Annotated in this window: 13 protein-coding genes; 8 read left to right on the top strand and 5 right to left on the bottom strand. The window is 63.2% G+C overall.

Annotated elements, in window-relative coordinates; genetic code table 11:
• Nucleotides 1-28 precede the first annotated feature (28 nt).
• A complete protein-coding gene (locus LZC95_10310) occupies nt 29-1,885 on the top strand; it encodes an acyl-CoA dehydrogenase (protein WXA97227.1) in 1,857 nt (618 codons plus the stop codon).
• 128 nt (nt 1,886-2,013) lie between these two features.
• On the opposite strand, the gene LZC95_10305 is transcribed toward LZC95_10310, so the two are convergent.
• Nucleotides 2,014-2,541, bottom strand: a complete 528-nt coding sequence (locus LZC95_10305) for an Lrp/AsnC family transcriptional regulator (GenBank protein ID WXA97226.1) — start codon at nt 2,539-2,541, stop codon at nt 2,014-2,016.
• Between the two features lie 111 nt (nt 2,542-2,652).
• Between LZC95_10305 and LZC95_10300 the strand changes: the two genes are divergently transcribed.
• The 3 genes from LZC95_10300 to LZC95_10290 all read left to right on the top strand — a co-directional run bounded on the left by LZC95_10300 (nt 2,653) and on the right by LZC95_10290 (nt 7,063).
• The gene (locus LZC95_10300) at nt 2,653-4,023 is read left to right on the top strand and encodes a pyridoxal-dependent decarboxylase (protein WXA97225.1); all 1,371 of its coding nucleotides are present in this window, start codon (nt 2,653-2,655) and stop codon (nt 4,021-4,023) included.
• A gap of 198 nt (nt 4,024-4,221) precedes the next feature.
• Nucleotides 4,222-6,180 carry a HEAT repeat domain-containing protein gene (locus LZC95_10295; protein ID WXA97224.1) on the top strand — a complete coding sequence of 653 codons (1,959 nt, stop codon included), beginning with the start codon at nt 4,222-4,224 and terminating at the stop codon, nt 6,178-6,180.
• Between the two features lie 49 nt (nt 6,181-6,229).
• Complete coding sequence (locus LZC95_10290; protein ID WXA97223.1) at nt 6,230-7,063, top strand: SDR family NAD(P)-dependent oxidoreductase; 834 nt, start codon at nt 6,230-6,232, stop codon at nt 7,061-7,063.
• A gap of 127 nt (nt 7,064-7,190) precedes the next feature.
• On the opposite strand, the gene LZC95_10285 is transcribed toward LZC95_10290, so the two are convergent.
• Nucleotides 7,191-7,880, bottom strand: coding sequence for a TetR/AcrR family transcriptional regulator (locus LZC95_10285; GenBank protein WXA97222.1), 690 nt, complete (start codon nt 7,878-7,880; stop codon nt 7,191-7,193).
• Nucleotides 7,881-7,928: 48 nt separating this feature from the next.
• On the opposite strand from LZC95_10285, the gene LZC95_10280 reads away from it, so the two are divergent.
• A complete protein-coding gene (locus tag LZC95_10280; protein WXA97221.1) occupies nt 7,929-9,467 on the top strand; it encodes an NAD(P)/FAD-dependent oxidoreductase in 1,539 nt (512 codons plus the stop codon).
• A gap of 53 nt (nt 9,468-9,520) precedes the next feature.
• Nucleotides 9,521-10,459 carry a metallophosphoesterase gene (locus tag LZC95_10275; protein ID WXA97220.1) on the top strand — a complete coding sequence of 313 codons (939 nt, stop codon included), beginning with the start codon at nt 9,521-9,523 and terminating at the stop codon, nt 10,457-10,459.
• On the opposite strand, the gene LZC95_10270 is transcribed toward LZC95_10275, so the two are convergent.
• Complete coding sequence (locus tag LZC95_10270) at nt 10,434-11,324, bottom strand: hypothetical protein (GenBank protein WXA97219.1); 891 nt, start codon at nt 11,322-11,324, stop codon at nt 10,434-10,436. The genes LZC95_10275 and LZC95_10270 overlap by 26 nt on opposite strands.
• Between LZC95_10270 and LZC95_10265 the strand changes: the two genes are divergently transcribed.
• On the top strand, nt 11,323-12,753 hold the full coding sequence (locus tag LZC95_10265) for a dipeptidase (protein WXA97218.1): 1,431 nt from the start codon (nt 11,323-11,325) through the stop codon (nt 12,751-12,753). The two genes, LZC95_10270 and LZC95_10265, sit on opposite strands and share 2 nt — an antisense overlap.
• Here the strand turns inward: LZC95_10265 and LZC95_10260 are convergent, their stop codons facing one another.
• Nucleotides 12,754-13,560: a crotonase/enoyl-CoA hydratase family protein gene (locus tag LZC95_10260; protein WXA97217.1), complete on the bottom strand. Its 807-nt coding sequence runs from the start codon at nt 13,558-13,560 to the stop codon at nt 12,754-12,756.
• Nucleotides 13,561-14,152: 592 nt separating this feature from the next.
• Here LZC95_10260 and LZC95_10255 point away from each other — a divergent pair.
• Nucleotides 14,153-14,941, top strand: coding sequence for a serine protease (locus tag LZC95_10255; protein WXA97216.1), 789 nt, complete (start codon nt 14,153-14,155; stop codon nt 14,939-14,941).
• A gap of 141 nt (nt 14,942-15,082) precedes the next feature.
• Here LZC95_10255 and LZC95_10250 read toward each other — a convergent pair whose 3' ends face one another.
• A complete protein-coding gene (locus LZC95_10250) occupies nt 15,083-17,863 on the bottom strand; it encodes a hypothetical protein (GenBank protein WXA97215.1) in 2,781 nt (926 codons plus the stop codon).
• Between the last annotated feature and the right edge of the window lie 86 nt (nt 17,864-17,949).

Here is a 17,949-nt window from a genome sequence, read left to right as displayed (position 1 = left end):
TTCATTCATCACCATCCCGGAGCGTGACGTGTCGAAGCCCATTCCCGCCATCAACCGATACAAAGCCGATCTACGTGAGCTCAATTTCTTGCTGTTCGAGCAGTTTCGGCTCGGAGAGATCCTGGGGCGCGGCCCCTATGAAGCCTGGGGGGAAGACGAGGTTCGGACGTCGCTGGCCGAATGCTACCGCTTCGTGCGCGAGGTGGTCGGCCCGCTCAATGCCACGGGCGACGTGAACGGGTGTCGTCTTGAGGGCGGGCGCGTCTTCACGCCGCCCGGCTTCAAGGACGCTTGGAAGCAATTGTACGCCGGCGGCTGGAAGCTCATTGGCGTCTCGCCGGAGTTCGGCGGCGCAGGCTCTCCGCACTGCGTGCAGGTCCTCGTGGAGGAGTTCATCACCGGCTCCAACACGGCGTTCAGCATGTACGGCGGCCTGGCCCACGGCGCCGGTGAGGTCATCGAGATCTTCGGCACCCCCGAGCAGCGCGAGACATACGTCCGCCGCATGTACGACGGCACCTGGGGCGGCACCATGAACCTCACCGAGCCGCAGGCCGGGAGCGACGTCGGTGCGAGCACCACCACCGCCAAGCGCAACGCCGACGGCAGCTACTCGATCCGCGGGACGAAGATCTTCATCTCCGGCGGCGATCACGATCTCGCCGACAACATCATCCACCTGGTTCTGGCCCGCGTGGAAGGCTCGCCCGCCGGCACCAAGGGCCTCACCCTCTTCATCGTGCCGAAGATCCGGGTCAACGCGGACGGCAGCCTGGGCAAGCCCAACGACGTGAGCGTCGGCGCCATCGAGCACAAGATGGGCATCAACGGCTCGTCCACCTGCGTCCTCAACTACGGTGAGAACGACGGCTGCATCGGCTGGCCGGTGGGCGGCGACGAGAAGATCAACCAGGGCATGCCGCAGATGTTCCGCATGATGAACGGCGCCCGCATCGGCGTGGGCGTGCAGGCCATCGGCGTCGCCTCGACGGCGTACCTGAATGCGCTGGAGTACGCGAAGGAGCGCAAGCAGGGCGCGTCCATCACGCATTGGAAGGACGCCACGGCACCGCGCGTGGCCATCATCGAGCACGCGGACGTGCGCCGCATGCTGCTCGACATGAAGGCGCGCGTGGAAGGCATCCGCGCCCTCGCGATCAAGCTCGCGCACCACACCGACCAGGTGCACGTCCTGGAGAACGAGGATCCCGAGAAGGCGGCGTACCACCAGGGTCAGGTCGACCTTTTGGTGCCGCTGGTCAAAGCGTACGGCTCGGATCAAGGCTTCCGCGTCTGCGAGACCGCGATCCAGACCTACGGCGGCGTGGGCTACACGCGGGACTTCCCCGTGGAGCAATACTGCCGCGACTCGAAGATTTTCAGCATCTACGAGGGAACGAATCACATTCAGGCGATGGACTTGGTGGGCCGCAAGCTCGGCCAGGCTGGCGGGGCGAACCTGCAGGCCTACCTCGGCGACATCGCGAAGTTCGTGGCGAAGAACAAGGACCACGAAGTGTTCGGCGACGAGGTAAAGCGCGTGGACGCCGCGCAGCAGGCCCTCGCGGCTTCCGCGATGAAGCTTCTCACCTGGTTCCAGTCGGGCCAGATGGAGCTCGTGCCGCTCAACGCGAACCGCTTCCTGGAGATGATCAGCGAGCTGACGGTGTCGCAGCTGCTGCTCGAGGGCGCGATCATCGCCGACGAGAAGGTCAAATCGGTCTCGAAGGAGCACCCGGACTACGCCTTCTACGAGGGCAAGAAGCACGCGGCGCTCTACTTCGCGCGCACCGTGCTCCCGGGTGTCGAGCTCAAGGCCAAACTGATGCTCGACGAGGACCGCAGCGCCCTCGACATCCCCGACGAGGCCTTCGCAACGGTGTGATTTTTTAACCGCCAGGAGCGCCAAGAAGAGCGCCAGGATCGCCAGCGGAACACTCAAAATACCCTTCAGTTGGGTATTTTGCAGGTTCCTCTGGCGATCCTGGCGATTCTTTTTGGCGTCCTGGCGGTTTATCTTCTGCGTTTCTTTGGGCCGGAGCGGGTGCTTCGGCTTTCCGCTTTTGTGGGGGTGGCTTCGTCGCGGTAGCAGGGCATGCGGTGCTTGCGGTCGGAGGCGTAGATGACCGAGGTTTCGCAGTGGGCGACTTGGGGGCGGGTGGCGACCCTTTCGACGATGAGCTCGCGCAGGTGCTCGACGTTGCGCAGGGCGACGTGGACCTGGAGATCGTTTACGCCGGTGACGTGGAAGACGGCGAGGGTCTCGGGTAGGCCGAGCATGTACTGGTAGAGGGCGCGGCACATCTCGCTGTTGTGCTTCACCAGGCGAATGGACAACAGCGCCTGCAGGCCGATGCCGAGCGCCGAGGTGTCGACGTCGGCATGGTGGCCGCGGAGAATGCCCGCCTCGCTCAATGCGCGCACCCGGGTGAGGCAGCTGGACGGCGCCAAATCGACCTTTGCCGCGAGTTCTTTGTTCGATAACCGAGCATCGTTCTGCAAAGCGTCCAAAATTTCGAAGTCGATTCGGTCGAGCACCATCGAAACCGATCCTTTCCGAAGCCTATTCGTTGGAAATGTTCCTCACCGAACATCATAAGAATAGAAGCTTTTTCGTCCGCATAAAAATCGGAAAGTGAGGATATTTTCCAAATGGATGCAGTGTTCTCGAACCTTTACCAGCGCATCGTGGGATGGGAGCAGGGCGCACGGAACGTACCGGTCACACCGCGCATGTCGCGCCGGGAAATCCGCGAGGAGCTCGCCCCATTGGACTTCTCGCGTCCGTACGATCTGGCGGATCTCGTCGATCGCGTGGCCAATTTGCTCGAAAAGGGTGCGGTGCATCCGAATCATCCGCGCTACTTCGGGCTATTCAACCCGGGGGTCCGGCGCGCAGGCATCGTCGCCGATGCACTGGTCGCCCTGTACAATCCGCAGATGGGCGGCTGGTGGCATGCACCGGCCGCGTGCGAAATCGAAGCGCATACCCTGGCGCATCTGGCCCGCAAAATAGGCCTGGATCCATCCGCGTCGTTTGCGACCTTCACCACGGGTGGCTCGGAGGCGAACCTCACGGGGGTGCTCTGCGGGCTCGCGCACGTCTTTCCCGGTTATGCGAAGGGCGGCGTGGCCGCATCCGGGAATGCGCCGGTGTTCTATGGCTCGGACCAAGCGCACGACTCGTTCGTCAAGATTGCGCGCAGCACGGGGCTCGGGGAAAAGGCTTTTCGCCGGGTGCGCAGCGATGCCCGTCAAAGGCTCGACGTCGACGATCTGCGCGCGGCCATCGCACGGGATCGCGCCGAAGGGAAATCGCCCTTTCTCGTGGTGGCCACGGTGGGGACGACCTCCACGGGCGCCATCGATCCCGTGGCCGATATCGCATCCCTCTGCAAAGACGAGGGCCTGTGGCTTCACGCCGATGCGGCATGGGGCGGGATTGCGCTGCTCTCGGAGGCGGCCCGCGCGCACGTTGCCGACTTGGCGCTCGCCGATTCCATCACCTGGGACGCGCACAAGACCTTCCCCGTTCCCATGGGGGCGGGCATGTTCTTCGCGCGCACCCGCGCGCCGAGCGAGGCCATTTTTTCGGTGCACACGGCCTATGTGCCCGACGCCGAACCCGGGACCATCGACCTTTACCAGCAAACCATCCAATGGTCGCGCCGGTTCATTGGACTCAAAATTTTCCTCACGCTCGCGGAGCTCGGGAACGCGGGTATGGCGAAGCTCGTCGATCATCAAATGCGCATGGGCGTGCATCTGCGCGAGGCGCTTGCCGGCGCGGGCTTTCGCCTGACCAACGATTCGCCTTTGCCCATTGCCTGTTTTGCACATGAGGGTCGTTTGCCACCCGCCGAGATCGCGCGGCGCGTGGCGGCCGAAGGTCATGCGTGGCTGTCCGAGGTGCGCTTGGGCAATGGAGCCCATTGGCTGCGGGCCTGTATTACGCACCACGACACGGGGCCGGAGGACATTCGCCAATTGGTTGCGGCTGTGCAAAACATTACATCCGTGTAAGTTATTACAACCATGTAAGGTTCACACGGTGCCCCGTAAAATAGGCGTCGCACGCGTACTCTTGCGAGCGCCATGGCGCTCCCCCCGTGTCACAGATGGCCTTTGGCGCTTCTGCTCACCACGTCGCTCCTTTGGTTCGCGTGCTCCAAAAAGGAGACGACATCAACGGCGACGGATACTCCCAAGCATGAGCCGGAGGTGCCTGCCGAGCCCCCCCTTCCGGCCCCCTCCCTACAGCCGCCCGAACCGCCGCGACCCAAGATTGCCTTCGTCGGCCAAAAGCGGTGCGCCGAGTGCCACACCAAGGAGAACACTGCCTTTTCGCACGACTGGCACGCGCGCGCCTTGTCGCGCGCCACGCCCTCGTACGTGGTCGGCCGCTTTGGCAATTTGCACTTCAAGGGCAGCTCCAGCGAGGCCTGGATGCTCCGCGAGAAGAATTACCAAGTACGAACCACGGGCGCGGACGGAGAGGTCACCTCTTTTTCCGTCGATTGGGTGCTCGGCGGAAAGCGCATGCAAGATCCCGTCACGGTTTTTCCCGATGGGCGCTGGCAGGTGCTGCCGGTCTATTACCACGTGACCGGCAAGGGCGAGTGGGTCGACTACACCGAGAACAAGCAGGGTTCTCTCTCACCGGATCATCCCTTCTTCTGGGCGAATTTCCGCCGCATGGCCAATCGCGAATGCCTCGATTGCCACGTCACCGGCATGGATGTCCGCTACGAGCGCGCCTCGCATCAATGGCGCACCGAGATGGCCGATCCCGGGGTCACCTGCGAGAGCTGCCACGGGCCCGGAGGCAAACACGCCGAGTCGCTCGATCCCGACGACATCGTGCGCCCGCACAAGGTATCCCCCGAGATTGCCATGGGCATTTGTGCGCAATGCCATGGTCCGCGCAATCCGCTCTATCCCGTGCTCGATGGCGACCACCACTTCGTCGCCGGGCAGCCCTACGAGGAGCATTTTCAGCCGCTCGGATACGTCGACGGAAAGCAGCACTCGGGAGACTTTTTCGCCGATGGGCGGCCCAAAACGTCGAGCTTCGAGTACCAGGCGCTCCTTCAATCGCGCTGCCACTCGAAGGGAAAGGCCACCTGCCTCACGTGCCACACGGCGCCGCACGAAAGCCACGACGCCGATGAAATGAAGATCCCCAACGCTGCGGCGAAAAAGGACGCGCCGACGAAGACCGATGCGAGCGCGTGCAAAGGTTGCCACGAGAACATTTTCGCGTCGGCCAAAGCACATTCGCACCATACGGCGCCCGCGGCGCAGAGTTGCGTTGCGTGCCATATGCCCAAGGTCGTCACCGGCGTGCTCGACACCTTCGCGGACCATTCCATCGACGTGCCCGCGCCGGAAAATACGAGGAAGCACGGGATCCCCAACGCGTGCAATGCCTGCCATCAGCACGAGAAAGAAACGCCGGAGGCCATGGCCAGCGCCATCGCCTCGTGGTGGCCGCAAGCCGCCACACGCACGCAGCGGCGCGTTCGCGTTGCCGATGCCTTCGACGAGAACACCAAGGCCCAGAGCCTCGCTGCTCTCAAGGCGGTGATCGCCGACGATGCCGAAGCTGCCCTCGTGCGGGGCGCCGCCGCGCAACTCCTCGCCGAGCGATTTCCCAAGGAGGCACATGCCGTCGTGCCGCTTCTGCGTGCGGCCGATCCGATGTTGCGCACGCGCGCGGTGCAGGCGCTGGGCATGGCCGAGACGAAAAACGCGGCCGACGACGTGGCGCGCCTCTCGCGCGATCCCTCGCCCTTCGTGCGCGAGGCGAGTGCGCTGGTGCTCGCGCAATTCGGCGATGGCCGCGCCGAGTCGAACCTGCGCGCGCTCACCAGCGTGGCCCCCTCGAATGCGTTGCCGCGACCGCATGCCATCCTGGGATTTGCGCTGTCGAAACGAGGTCAGCTCGACGATGCGATCAAGGAGCTGGAACGCGCGGTGGACATTCAGCCCTACTTTGTCGACGCCCTCGTCGTGCTCGCCGATCTGTATGCGAAGCAAAACCGACTCGATCAAACGCGCGCACGGCTCGAAGAGGCGCTCCGCTTCGATGCGCAAAATCCCGGGGTAAAACAGCGTCTTCGCGTACTGTCAGGAGGAGCGGCCCCGCAAGCGGGTCCTGGGGCGGCCGGGGCTCCCTGAAATTTTCTAATGACCAGCACGAAGAGGCGTGCGTAGCATCGGCTCCACGATGAGCCTTCCCCAACAACCTCGATCGGTCGTCACTGGTGGCGGCAGCGGCCTTGGTCGCGCGCTCTGTATCGAATTGGCCAAACGCGGCGCGCGCCTCCTCGTCGCGGATCTACGCAAAGATACCGCGGAGGAAACCGCGATTTTGGCCCGCGATGCGGGCGCCTCGGAAGTCATCGCCGTGGCTGTCGACGTGGCGAAGTCGGACGAGGTCGAGAAGCTCGCCGCCGAGGCCGAGTCGCGCTTCGGCGGGACGGACTTGCTCGTGAACAACGCGGGCGTGGCCACCGCAGGCGCGACGGGCGAAGTGCCGCTGGCCGATTGGGAGTGGATCGTCGGCATCAATTTGTGGGGCGTCGTCTACGGCTGCCATCACTTCGTGCCGAAGATGAAAGAGCGCCGCTCGGGCCACATCCTCAATGTTGCCTCGGCCGCGGGTTTGCTCTGCGCCCCGCAAATGGGCCCGTACAACGTGACCAAGGCGGGCGTGGTGGCCCTCTCCGAGACGCTCTATGCCGAGCTGGGGTCGTTCGACATCGGCGTCACCGTTCTCTGTCCGATGTTCTTCAAGACCGGCATCATCGAGAACTCACGCCTCACCAACCCGCAAGAACGCGACCTCGGCCAGCGCCTTCTCGACCGCGAAAAACTCAACGCCAACGACGTTGCACTCCGCGCGCTCGACGCCGTGGAAAAGAAGCATCTCTACGCCGTCCCCATGGCCAACGGCCGCTGGCTCTGGCGCATGAAACGCACCGCCCCCGAAACCTTCCACTGGGCCTCCGGCGGCATCTTCACGAAGATGAAAAAGCGCTTCGCCGGCGCCGCAAAGTAAGAGAATTCACAGGGAGGCGGGGAGACGGGGAGATTTTTGTTGTTTCGGCAACGGTTGGTTTCATTGAAAACCACGGGAACCAACAAAAAAAACTCCCCGCCTCCCCGCCTCCCTGTTCAATCTCTGCTCACGAAAAACGGGCGGCGTGCTCGCCCAGCAGGTTGGCCAGCGTTTTCAGCGCGACGGTCTTTAGCTCGGCGCTGGAGACGTCGCGGTGGTCGATCCAGTCGAGGGCGATGGCCTCGACGAAACCGATCCAACCGCGGAGTGCGGAGCGCATCACGGGGGTGGAGCGCACGCCCTCGGGGAGCTCTGCGAGAATCACCTTGAGAATGTGCGTTCGCGTCAGCTCGACGATCTTCAGAATCTCCGGATCGCTGCCGATGCCGCCGCGCAAAAGCGCGGAGTACCCGGAGGCGTGCTCCTCGACGTAGCGGAAGTGACCCTCGAGGCCGAGGTGCAACCGCTCGAGCGGCGTGCCCGCCTCCTCCACCGTGGCCGCGAGAAACTCCGACGCCGCGGCCTGCATCGTGGCGATGTAGAAGTCGCGCTTCGTGGGGAAGTAATGAAAAATGAGCGCGCGGGAGACGCCGGCGGCGCGTGCAATTTCGTCGAGGGAAACCTCGTCGTAGGGCTGCGCGGAAAAGGCCGCGAGGCCCAATGCGACGAGCTGCTCGCGCCGCTCGTCGACGCTCATGCGCTCGCGGGGGCGCGCTGCCTTCGCCTCGCGCTTTCCCTTCGCCGGACGGGCGCGGCCACTCGTCTTGGCCGCCGAGCCAGAGGAACCGGCAGAACCAGCAGAAATACCCGTTTTCATAGAGCTTTCCTACGCTTTATTGACTCCATGTCAATAGGACGTACACTCATGGACATGGGTCAGCATGTCACCGTTGCGATCATTGGCACTGGTTTTTCGGGCTTGTGCATGGCCATCAAGCTCAAAGAAGCGGGGATCGACGATTTCGTGCTGCTCGAACGCGCCGGCGCCATCGGTGGAACCTGGCGCGACAACACATACCCCGGTTGCGCCTGCGATGTGCCCTCGCACTTGTACTCGCTCTCGTTCGAGCCGAGCGCCCGGTGGTCGCGCGTTTACGCCCAGCAGCCGGAGATCCGCTCCTACCTCGAGCGATGCTTCGATAAGTACGCAGTCCGTCCGCACGTTCGTTTCCACACCAAGGTGGTGGGCGCCGCGTTCGAGGACGACCGATGGCGCATCCGAATCGAGGGCGGCCACGAAATCACCGCAGATGTTCTCGTGGCCGGCGCCGGTGGGCTCAGCAATCCGGCGTACCCCAAACTGCGCGGGCGCGAGCGCTTCCGCGGCGAGCAGTTCCACTCGGCCACGTGGAATCATGACTACGACTTGACCGGCAAGCGCGTCGCCGTGATTGGCACGGGCGCCAGCGCCATCCAGTTCATTCCGGAGATCCAACCCAAGGTCGGGAAGCTCACGCTCTTCCAACGCACCGCCCCATGGGTGCTGCGCCGGCCCGACCGGGCGTTTCATCCCGCGGAGAAGTTCCTTTTCGAAAAGGTGCCGGCCATCCGCTGGCTCTATCGCCAAAAGATTTACTGGCAGCACGAGTGGCGCGCCTTCGGCTTCACGATCTATCCGCCGATGCTGAAGGTCGCGGCCCGCATGGGCAAGGCGCACATTCGCCGCAGCATCAAGAACCCCGAGTTGCGCAAGAAGGTCACCCCCGCCTTCACCCCCGGTTGCAAGCGCATCTTGATGTCGAACGATTACTACCAGTCCCTCGACCAGCCCAACGTCGACGTGCTCACCAACGGCATCGCCGAGGTGAAGGAGCACTCCATCGTCACCGATGACGGCCGCGAAATCCCCGTGGATGCCATCATCTACGGCACCGGCTTCGCGGTCCACGAGTACATCGGCCCGGTCGACATCCGCGGGCGCAACGGCATCGATCTGGCCACCGCATGGAAAGATGGAGCGGAAGCTTACTTGGGGACGACCATTTCGGGCTTCCCGAATTTATTCATCCTCACGGGCCCCAATACCGGCCTGGGTCACAACTCGATGGTCTATATGATCGAGTCCCAGGTGCACTACGTCATGGAGTGCATCAAACTGATGCGAGAGCGCTCTCTATCCTTCGTCGACGTACGTGAAGATTTGCAGAAGAAATACAATGAGAGCCTCCAGAATCGACTCAAGGGATCCGTCTGGAGCACGGGATGCGCAAGCTGGTACCTGAACGAGAACGGCAAAAATACGACATTGTGGCCAAGTTTCACCTTCGCGTTCCGCGCCCGCACCCGCCGCTTCGAACCTGCCGATTACGAGCTCGGCCAGAAGGGCCTTCATCTGGTGAAGGGCAAGCCGAAGCCGCAGGAGCGCGCCGCCAACAAATTGAACGGACGCGCCAACCCGGCCTAGGGGCCCTCGTTTTTGCGGCGCTGGCGTTAACGGCCGGCTGCGATCGCAGCAAGGTGCACGAGCCGGAGCCGGCGCAGCAGGTCGCGTCGGCGGCGGCATCGACGCACGCGGCCCCGGCGAACGCCGCACCGAAGCCGCTTTCGAGCCGCATCTCGCGGGAGGCTCCCGCGCGCATCGTGGCCATTGGCGATCTCCATGGCGACTTGGACAAGACGCGTCGCGTGCTGCGCCTCGCGGGCGCCATCGATGCGAACGACGTGTGGATCGGTGGAAAGCTGACCATCGTCCAGACCGGCGACGAGATCGACCGCGGGGACGACGACCGCAAGATTCTCGATCTCGTGGAGAAGCTGAAAGGCGACGCGAAGAAAGCAGGGGGCGAGTTCATCGCGCTGGTGGGCAATCACGAGCTCATGAACGCGGTGTTCGATTTTCGCTACGTCACCCCGGGTGCGTATCGCGCATTCGGCGACCTTACGGCGGCCGATCCCAACACCGCGGCCTTTCTCTCGCAGCTCGATCCGAGCGCGCGGGGGCGTGCGGCGGCGTTTGCGCCGGGCGGGCGCTATGCGGCCATGCTTGCGGACCGGCCTCTGTTCGTGAAAGTCGGCGACAGCGTGTTCGTGCACGGCGGCATCCTGCCGAAGCACGTGGCCTACGGGCTCGACAAGATGAACGACGACGTCAGCGCGTGGCTTCTGGCCAAGAAGGAGCGCCCGCCGCAGGTGGTGGTCGCCGACGACGGGCCCGTGTGGACCCGCGCGTACTCCACCCCGGGCGAAGAGCGATGCACCATGCTGGAGGAAGCGCTCCAGGGCATCGGCGCCAAGCGCATGATCATGGGCCACACGGTCCAAAACGGCGGCATCACCGAAGCGTGCAACCGCAAAGCGTGGCGCATCGACGTGGGGCTATCGCACTACTACGGAGGGCCGGTCCAGGCGCTCGAAATCAAGGGCGATACGATCACGGCGCTGAAGGAACCAGGTTGAGCACGGGCGCCAGATTCACCGCGCCGAGGGCACGCAACCGCTGATTGCCATTCGTGACGGGCTGGCCGCTCATGCCACCCCACACGAATGGCGGCGCGGGGACAGACTCCTTGGGCGTCGTCGACGAGCTCGGGCCGAAGGACACCGTGGAGATCTCTCCGTGGGAGAAGGCCCACGCCCCGGGACCACCGGAAACGCGAAGCTCCGCGCAGAGCAGATCGATTCGGCCCATGCCATCGCTCCCGCCGCCCGAGTGATCGACACCGACGGCCTTCATGCCGACGACGACCTTGGGCTTTTCACAATGAGCGCGGTAGGCATCGAATTGGCCCGATCCGTGGAGGCTCCCGGTGTCGGACGGCTCGCCTGTCCATACCACGCGGTATTGGAATCCCGCGTCGCCGGCTTCTCGCTGAATGCCGATGGGCGCGCACCGAACCAGCAGAGACTCCGTGTAGCCGATGGACTCGGTGCCCACGGCCCCGACGACGGCGGCACCCGGATCGCACGGTACTTTGAAGAAGCTGTCGGCCGGATCGGGAACGCCAAGCATGACGCCCGGGGCAGCTTGTTCGAAGGAGAGTGCACCTTTGCAGATCCCGTCACTCACGTCGGTGCAATTCGGACAGCCCTCGTCGACGATGCCATTCGAGTTTTCGTCCTGGCCATTGCAGATCTCGGACTTGGGCGGAAGAGAGGCGCTATCTCCTCCGCCGCCATCCGGGCTCGGAGCATCCGCCGAATAGCCTGCGCCCGAACCGCCCGATTCGAGTCCGCAGGCCGCGATGAAAACCGGCAATACGATGCCGATGGCCGCGGCGCTGGCCAGGACGGTGCATTTCCAACCCCGCAGGGGACGGCTCATGCGAAGGTTACTTGCCATGCTCGTCGATCATCTTCAAGGCGTGCTCGTTGCTCGTGTTCCGATTGTCCTCTTCGCACTTGCAGCTTCTGCAGCGGGATGCAACTCACCGCGTGCGACATCGGCTCCGTCGGAGGACGCGGCCGCATCCATGTTGTCGAGTGCACAGCCAAAGGCGGACGAAACACTCGAACAGCGTGCTGCGCGCGTTCACAGGGAAGCGATCATCATCGACGGCCACAACGACATCACCATGCTGATGCTCGCCCACAACGTCGACCTGGCCGATCCCGAGGCCAAGAACAAGGTCATGGCGCTGCAGACGGATCTTCCTCGCATGAAGGCCGGCGGCATCACCGGGGAGTTCTTCTCGATTTACGTGGAGCACACGCTGGCGGAAAAGCCGACGGCGCTCGGTGGTGGCCCCGCACGCCGCGCACTCGACATGATCGACCGGGTGTACCAACAGGCCGAGCGCCACCCGGAGTCGCTCCTCGTGGCCACACGCGCGGACGACGTTCGCAAGGCGAAGCAGGAAGGCAAAGTGGCCTGTCTCATGGGCATCGAGGGCGGGCACGCCATCGAGAATTCGCTGGCCACGTTGCGCGAGTTTCATCGGCTCGGGGTGCGTTACATGACGCTGACGCACACGAACACGAACGACTGGGCCGACTCCGCCGGCATCAACGCGGCCGCGCCGGCGCGGCACCATGGCCTGAGCTCCTTTGGCGAAAAGGTGGTGCGCGAGATGCAGCGCATCGGCATGTTCGTCGACATTTCCCATGTCTCCGACGAGACGGCCGAACAGGTACTGAAGCTGGCCAAGGCCCCCGTGATCGCGTCGCACTCGTCGGCCCGAGCGCTCGCGCCACACCGGCGCAATTTGAGCGACGACCTGTTGAGGGCCATCGCCAAGAATGGCGGGGTGGCCATGATCAATTTTTACTCGGGATTTCTCGATACGAAGTTCGGCGAGGCGGAGGAGGCCTTCGCCGAACGGCACAAGAAGGAGCTGGCCGACCTTCGCGAGCGCGCCAAAACGGATCCCATGGGCGCGCGGGAGGCGAAGGCGCGCCTTCGCGCGAGCGATCCGCTACCAAGCGTGCCCTTTTCGGTGCTCATCGATCACATCGAGCATGTGATTGCCGTTGCGGGCATCGACCACGTGGGGCTGGGCTCCGACTTCGACGGCGTGGGTGCGATGCCCGAGGGCATGGACGGCATCGACAGCCTGCCCAAGATTACCTTGGAGCTTCTGCGGCGAGGCCATAGCGACGAGGACGTGCGAAAGGTCCTGGGCGGTAATTTCATGCGAGCCTTCGAGGCCATCGAGGCATACGCCAAATCGACGAATACGACCTTGTCCGGCGACGGCGATACGACCTTGATCGAATCGACGATGCCGGACGCAGGCCCCTCGAAATCGCGATGATTATTTGCCGCTGAACCGCGCGGTGCGGCGTTCGATGAAGGACATGAGTCCTTCGCGCGCGTCTTCCGTGGCCATGAGGCGGATGATCTCGGGGATGAGTTCCCGAATGGCAGGCTCCTCGTTGATGGAGCGGCGGGCCGATTCGAGGGTGGCTTTGACCCCGAGCGGCGCCTGCGCGGCAATGGTCTCAGCCAGGGCAAGGGCCCGCTCGAGCGGACGGCCCTCGCGCACGACCTCTTGGACGAGGCCGATGCGCAAGGCTTCGTCGGCGCCGAATTCGTCGCCGGTGAGCAGCCAGCGCATGGCATTCCCCCACCCCGCTGTGTGCACGAGCCGGAACGTGGCCCCGCCAAACGGGTAGATTCCACGCTTAATTTCAATTTGCGCAAAGCGCGTATCGGCCGCCGCGACGACGATGTCCTGGGCGAGGCATAGCTCGATACCCAAGGTGAGACATCGTCCATGCACGGCGATGACGGTAGGCTTCGTGCGCCGTTTACCATGGATTCCCCAGGGGTCGATGGCGCCATCGCCCAAGACGATCTTTCCCTCGGTCACGTGCGGCGCCACATTGGCCAGGTCGAGGCCCGCCGTGAAGTGATCGCCATTCGCGAAAATCACGCCAACGCGCAACTCGGGATCGTGTTCGAGAACGCCGAAGGCATCGCCCAGTTGGCGAAGCATATCGACATCGAACGCATTCATCTTCTTGGGCCGGTCGAGCCCAATGAGAAGCACATGCCCTCGCTTTTCCGTGGTGATCTTCCGCTCGGTCGTCGCACCCGCTTCGGATTTGGTCTCGCTCATACCGCGAAATTTATCATTGTCCGGGCCACCCCGGGATCGGTCACGACACGAGCTCTGGTTCGAAGGTCATCCGACCGCGTCATCACGATCGAATACGACGCATCCATCGGGGTTCCCGAATATCGAATCGTGGACCCCAAGCGTCGGTCGGTCGAATGACGCGTTCTCTCCAATGGGGAATAGGCGGTGGCGCAAATCGCAGCAGAGGAAGAGAGGTTCGCGCCACAAAGTTTTCCGGGACTTGCAAATCCCCTCGCGAAACTTTGGACATGAAGATGGCATAAGCCACGCATTCGGCACGTGTACCTACATGAGAATTCACTTCATCGATTTCGACAACATGAGCCGCGTCATCGAAGCCGTTTGATATGTGCATAGTGCATGAAAAATATTTCATGCAATTAATTCAAACATCGCCATAATCCCCGCCGCCCACACCTGAAGGCCGGCTCGATCCTGGAGGACGGGATCGCGACGGTGCGCGAAATCGAGACCCCGTGGACATGGATTTGCGGGGGAAAGGATATCCACAATGGATCAACGAACGACTTTCGTCCGCAGCGCTTCTATCGTTGTCTCACTCCTCGCGACGATGAGTGTGGGGTGCGCCGCGGAATCCGATGCATCGGATGCGTCTGATGCAAGAGGCGGCGGCACGGATTCGGAGATCGGAACGACCTCGCAAGCGGTGGTCGGTGGAACGCGGGCGGCCAAAGGAGAGTTTCCCTGGATGGTGCGCCTGTCGATGGGATGTGGTGGCGCGCTTTACACGAACCAAATCGTGCTAACGGCGGCGCACTGCGTAAGCGGTACGGGCAACAACACGAGCATCACCGCGACGGTTGGCGTGGTCGATTTGCAGGATACGTCGGCGACCAAGATCAAGTCGAAGTACGTCTACCGATCGCCGACCTACGGTTCGAGCACGGGCGGCGACTGGGCCCTCATCAAGTTGCAATCGCCCGTCCCCAACGCGGTAACCTTGCCCATCGCGACGACGACTGCCTACGACAGCGGCAAATTCGGAGTTGCCGGTTGGGGCGCAGCCCGCGAGGGTGGTAGCCAGCAGCGTTACCTTCTCAAGGCCGAGGTTCCGTTCATCAGCGACTCGCAATGCGCATCGGCCGGTGGCTCCTATTCGGACTTGATCCCCAGCGCAGAAATCTGCGCCGGTGTCTGGTCGACCGGCGGCATCGACACCTGCCAAGGTGACTCGGGCGGCCCCATGTTCAACAAAGACGAAAACGGCAAGTGGGTCGAAGTCGGTATCGTCAGCTGGGGCGAAGGTTGCGCACGCCCTGAGGCACCCGGCGTCTACACCCAGGTGAGCACCTTCGCCACCAAGATCGCCGAAGCCGCCGCCAGCATCGCCAACAAGTAGGGCCCGGTCTCCACGAAGAAAGATTGAACAGGGAGACGGGGAGACGGGGAGATTTTTTGATTTCCAGTTGGCTCACTGAGCCGACCGGAACCCCAAAAACTCCCCGCCTCCCCGCCTCCCTGTGAATCTTCTTCTAGCTTTTCACCGAGGCTTGCTTGCCGGATCGGAGGGGTTGGTGGCGGCGTCTTGTTCGTCGCCGTCCCAGGTGCCGTCGTTGTCGCGGTCGAGGCCGATGCGAACGCCCGAGCCGGGCGGCACGCAGGTGTAGGTCACCGGTTGGCCGCCGGAGGTTGCGGCGCGGCGAAGCAGTTTCTCGTCCACGGGTGGGAGGCCGCGGTGGTTCGTTGAGAATTGCCCATTTCCCAAATAGAGAAACCCCGCTTCGGACCGGCCGAAGCGCGTGTGTGCGACGAGATCGCAATCGTGTGCCTCGGCGCGTGCGAGCAAAAGATCGATGCGCGGAGACGCCGATGCTTTGTTGCGCGACGTGAGGGTCACTTGCTGACCTACAATCGGCTTCAGGTTCGAATCGAAGGCCAGCTGAAACGATTCCAATTGGCGCCGTGTGCGATCGCCATCGGGCCCCGTGGGCATTCCCTCGGGATTGCCCGGCCCGCGCGTGAATGCGGTGAGTCTCACGAAACGAAAGACCGAGTCGAACGAGCCGTCGTGGCTAAAGCCGAAGCCGCGCACCTGGTCGCCTAGGAACTCGTTGTTCCCAGGATTGATGAACGGCGCCTCGGCCATGCCGAACATGCCCACCTTTTGATACTGATTGCGCAGGTGCGGAATCTTGAGCACCTGGGTGATGCAGTCGAAGGACGACTCCCCCGCCGTGCCGAAAAACCCCGGCGCGCTCGAACCTGGGTTGCCCTGTGGGTCCAGCTTGTGGCACGCCACGCAATTGAATTCGCCCTTGAGCGAAGGTGGACCGAAGAAGAAATCGCGCCCCGCCTGCTGATCCGCGGTGAGCGAATCGTCCAATGCGCGGATCGGGTTCGGCGGATAGGTCACCTGCAGAATGAAGTCGGTGAAGGCTTGCATGTCCGCATCGGGAATGGGCTCGCTGCGGCCCACCAGGTCTTCGAAGGCCGCATTGAACTTCAGAAAGCCGGCGTTCTCGTCGAAGCTGCCGCTGTCGGGCTGCGCAGAAGGTGCATCGTTGCCGCCCGTGCGATCGCCGCGCCAGTGCATTGGACCATGGTTGGCCATGCCGCGCAGGCTCTGCGTGGTCATCGGCCCCTTCATGGGGTGAAAGTTCGGATCGACCGTGGTGGGCGGCCCGACGAACGGCCCGGGGTTGTTCGACACCGGCTTGTCCGGGTTGCCCAGATCCCAGGCGAGGCTATCGAAATCGCCGAACACGTGGCAACTCGCACACGCCGAATCACCGTGCGCCGACGAAAAGCGCGCTTCGTAGAGGAACTTGCGCCCGCGCACCACGCTGGCTGGCTCCGGATTGTACATGGGCACGTGCGTAATCTCGCGGCGCGACGCGGGATCCAAAATGGAAATCCCGTTGTCGAACCGGGTGAGCACGTAAAGGTGACGCCTGGCCTCGTCGAGCACGAGCCCCGTCGGGCCGCCGCCCGTCAGCGGGATCTGGTCGCCCTCGTTGGGAACGAAGGTATCGCTCTCCAGCTCCGCGGTGCGAAAGATACCGACCTTGCTCGAGCCGAGCGCCGCGACATAGAGCAACTTGCCGTCCGCGCTCACCGCCATGCTTTGCGGAAACGCCAAGCTCTTTTCACTTTCGGCATTGGGCACGGGCGCGCAACAGGTGCCGTAGTCGATGTGCTTGTTCAAGTGGCGCGGCGTGACCGTGCCCATACCGAGCACGGTGATGCGGCTCTCGTGCAGGTGCCCGCGCACGCTGCTTCCGGAAAAGATGCCCGCGCCCTCGAAGCGAACCTCGTTGAACGCTTCCGTGTTCGACACGTACACTTTGCCGCTCACCGGATTGACTGCCATATTGAACAGAATGGTGCCCACGCCCGCAAAGGCCCCGGGGCGCAACACCGGCGGATTGGCCGTGGCGTCGATGGCAAAGACGTCTTTGTCGGGCAAAGAAAACCGGACCACGGAATCCCAACTTCGCCCGAGTTCGTCCACCCAATTTGCGCCATTGTGGCGCACGATGAGCCCCACCTCCGGTTGCACGACGCCCTGGAAGTTCGTATTGGGCGCGGGAAGTCCCCCATTGACCTCGCCGCCATTGGGGATGAACCCCTCGTTGATGGTTTGCGTCTTATTTCCCGAGTGAAAGCCCGCCGCGTAAACGGTGGTACCGTCCGCACTCACTGCAAGTGCGCGCGGGGTGTCGGTGAAAAGATTCAAAATCGCCTGCGGCGTACCGCCCAATGTGTCGCCAGGGCGGTTGGTATCGAAGACCCAAACGTCGGCACGGCCAACGCCCTGCGTGGAGAGCTGCGGATCGTACGGTGCATTCTGTCCGCGGTGCGCGGTGGTGACGAAGGCTTTTGCTCGTCCGCGGCCCGCAAACACGATGTCGCGCGGCTCGTCGCCCACGTGGAGCGTGCGCACGACGTGACCATTTCCCTGATCGTCCAGGGAGACGATGCTCACGCTGTCGGACAAATGGTTGACGACCCAAACCTCGCTCTCGGAACGGGCCGCGACGGCGACCGGCTCGAGCCCCGTGGGGATCGAAGCGCGATGAACGAGTGTATTCGTACGAATTTCGAACACCTCGAGACGATTGTCCGGAGTATTCGTTGCAAAAAGCAGACGGCCACTCGGCGACAATGCCAATGGCCGAACTTGACCGGATTCGAAAGTGGTAAAACCGTTATTGGAAGAAGCGGCGGACGCAGATCCCGAAGACGTGGAGCCAACGAAAAGGGCCAGCAAACTCACGACGGATCGATGCAAAAAGGAACGAGCGTGGCTTGGACGCACCATGAACACCTCCCTCGCTGGTTGGCAGATCGCCGTTTGGCCTTTGTCGCAAAAAGCCAATATCAACGCAGAATTCCAACGTTACCATG

The organism is Sorangiineae bacterium MSr12523 (assembly GCA_037157775.1).
Lineage (GTDB): Bacteria > Myxococcota_A > Polyangia > Polyangiales > Polyangiaceae > Pendulispora > Pendulispora brunnea.
Note: the sequence above shows the minus strand (reverse complement) of the source record. Positions and strands in the feature narration are given on the sequence as shown.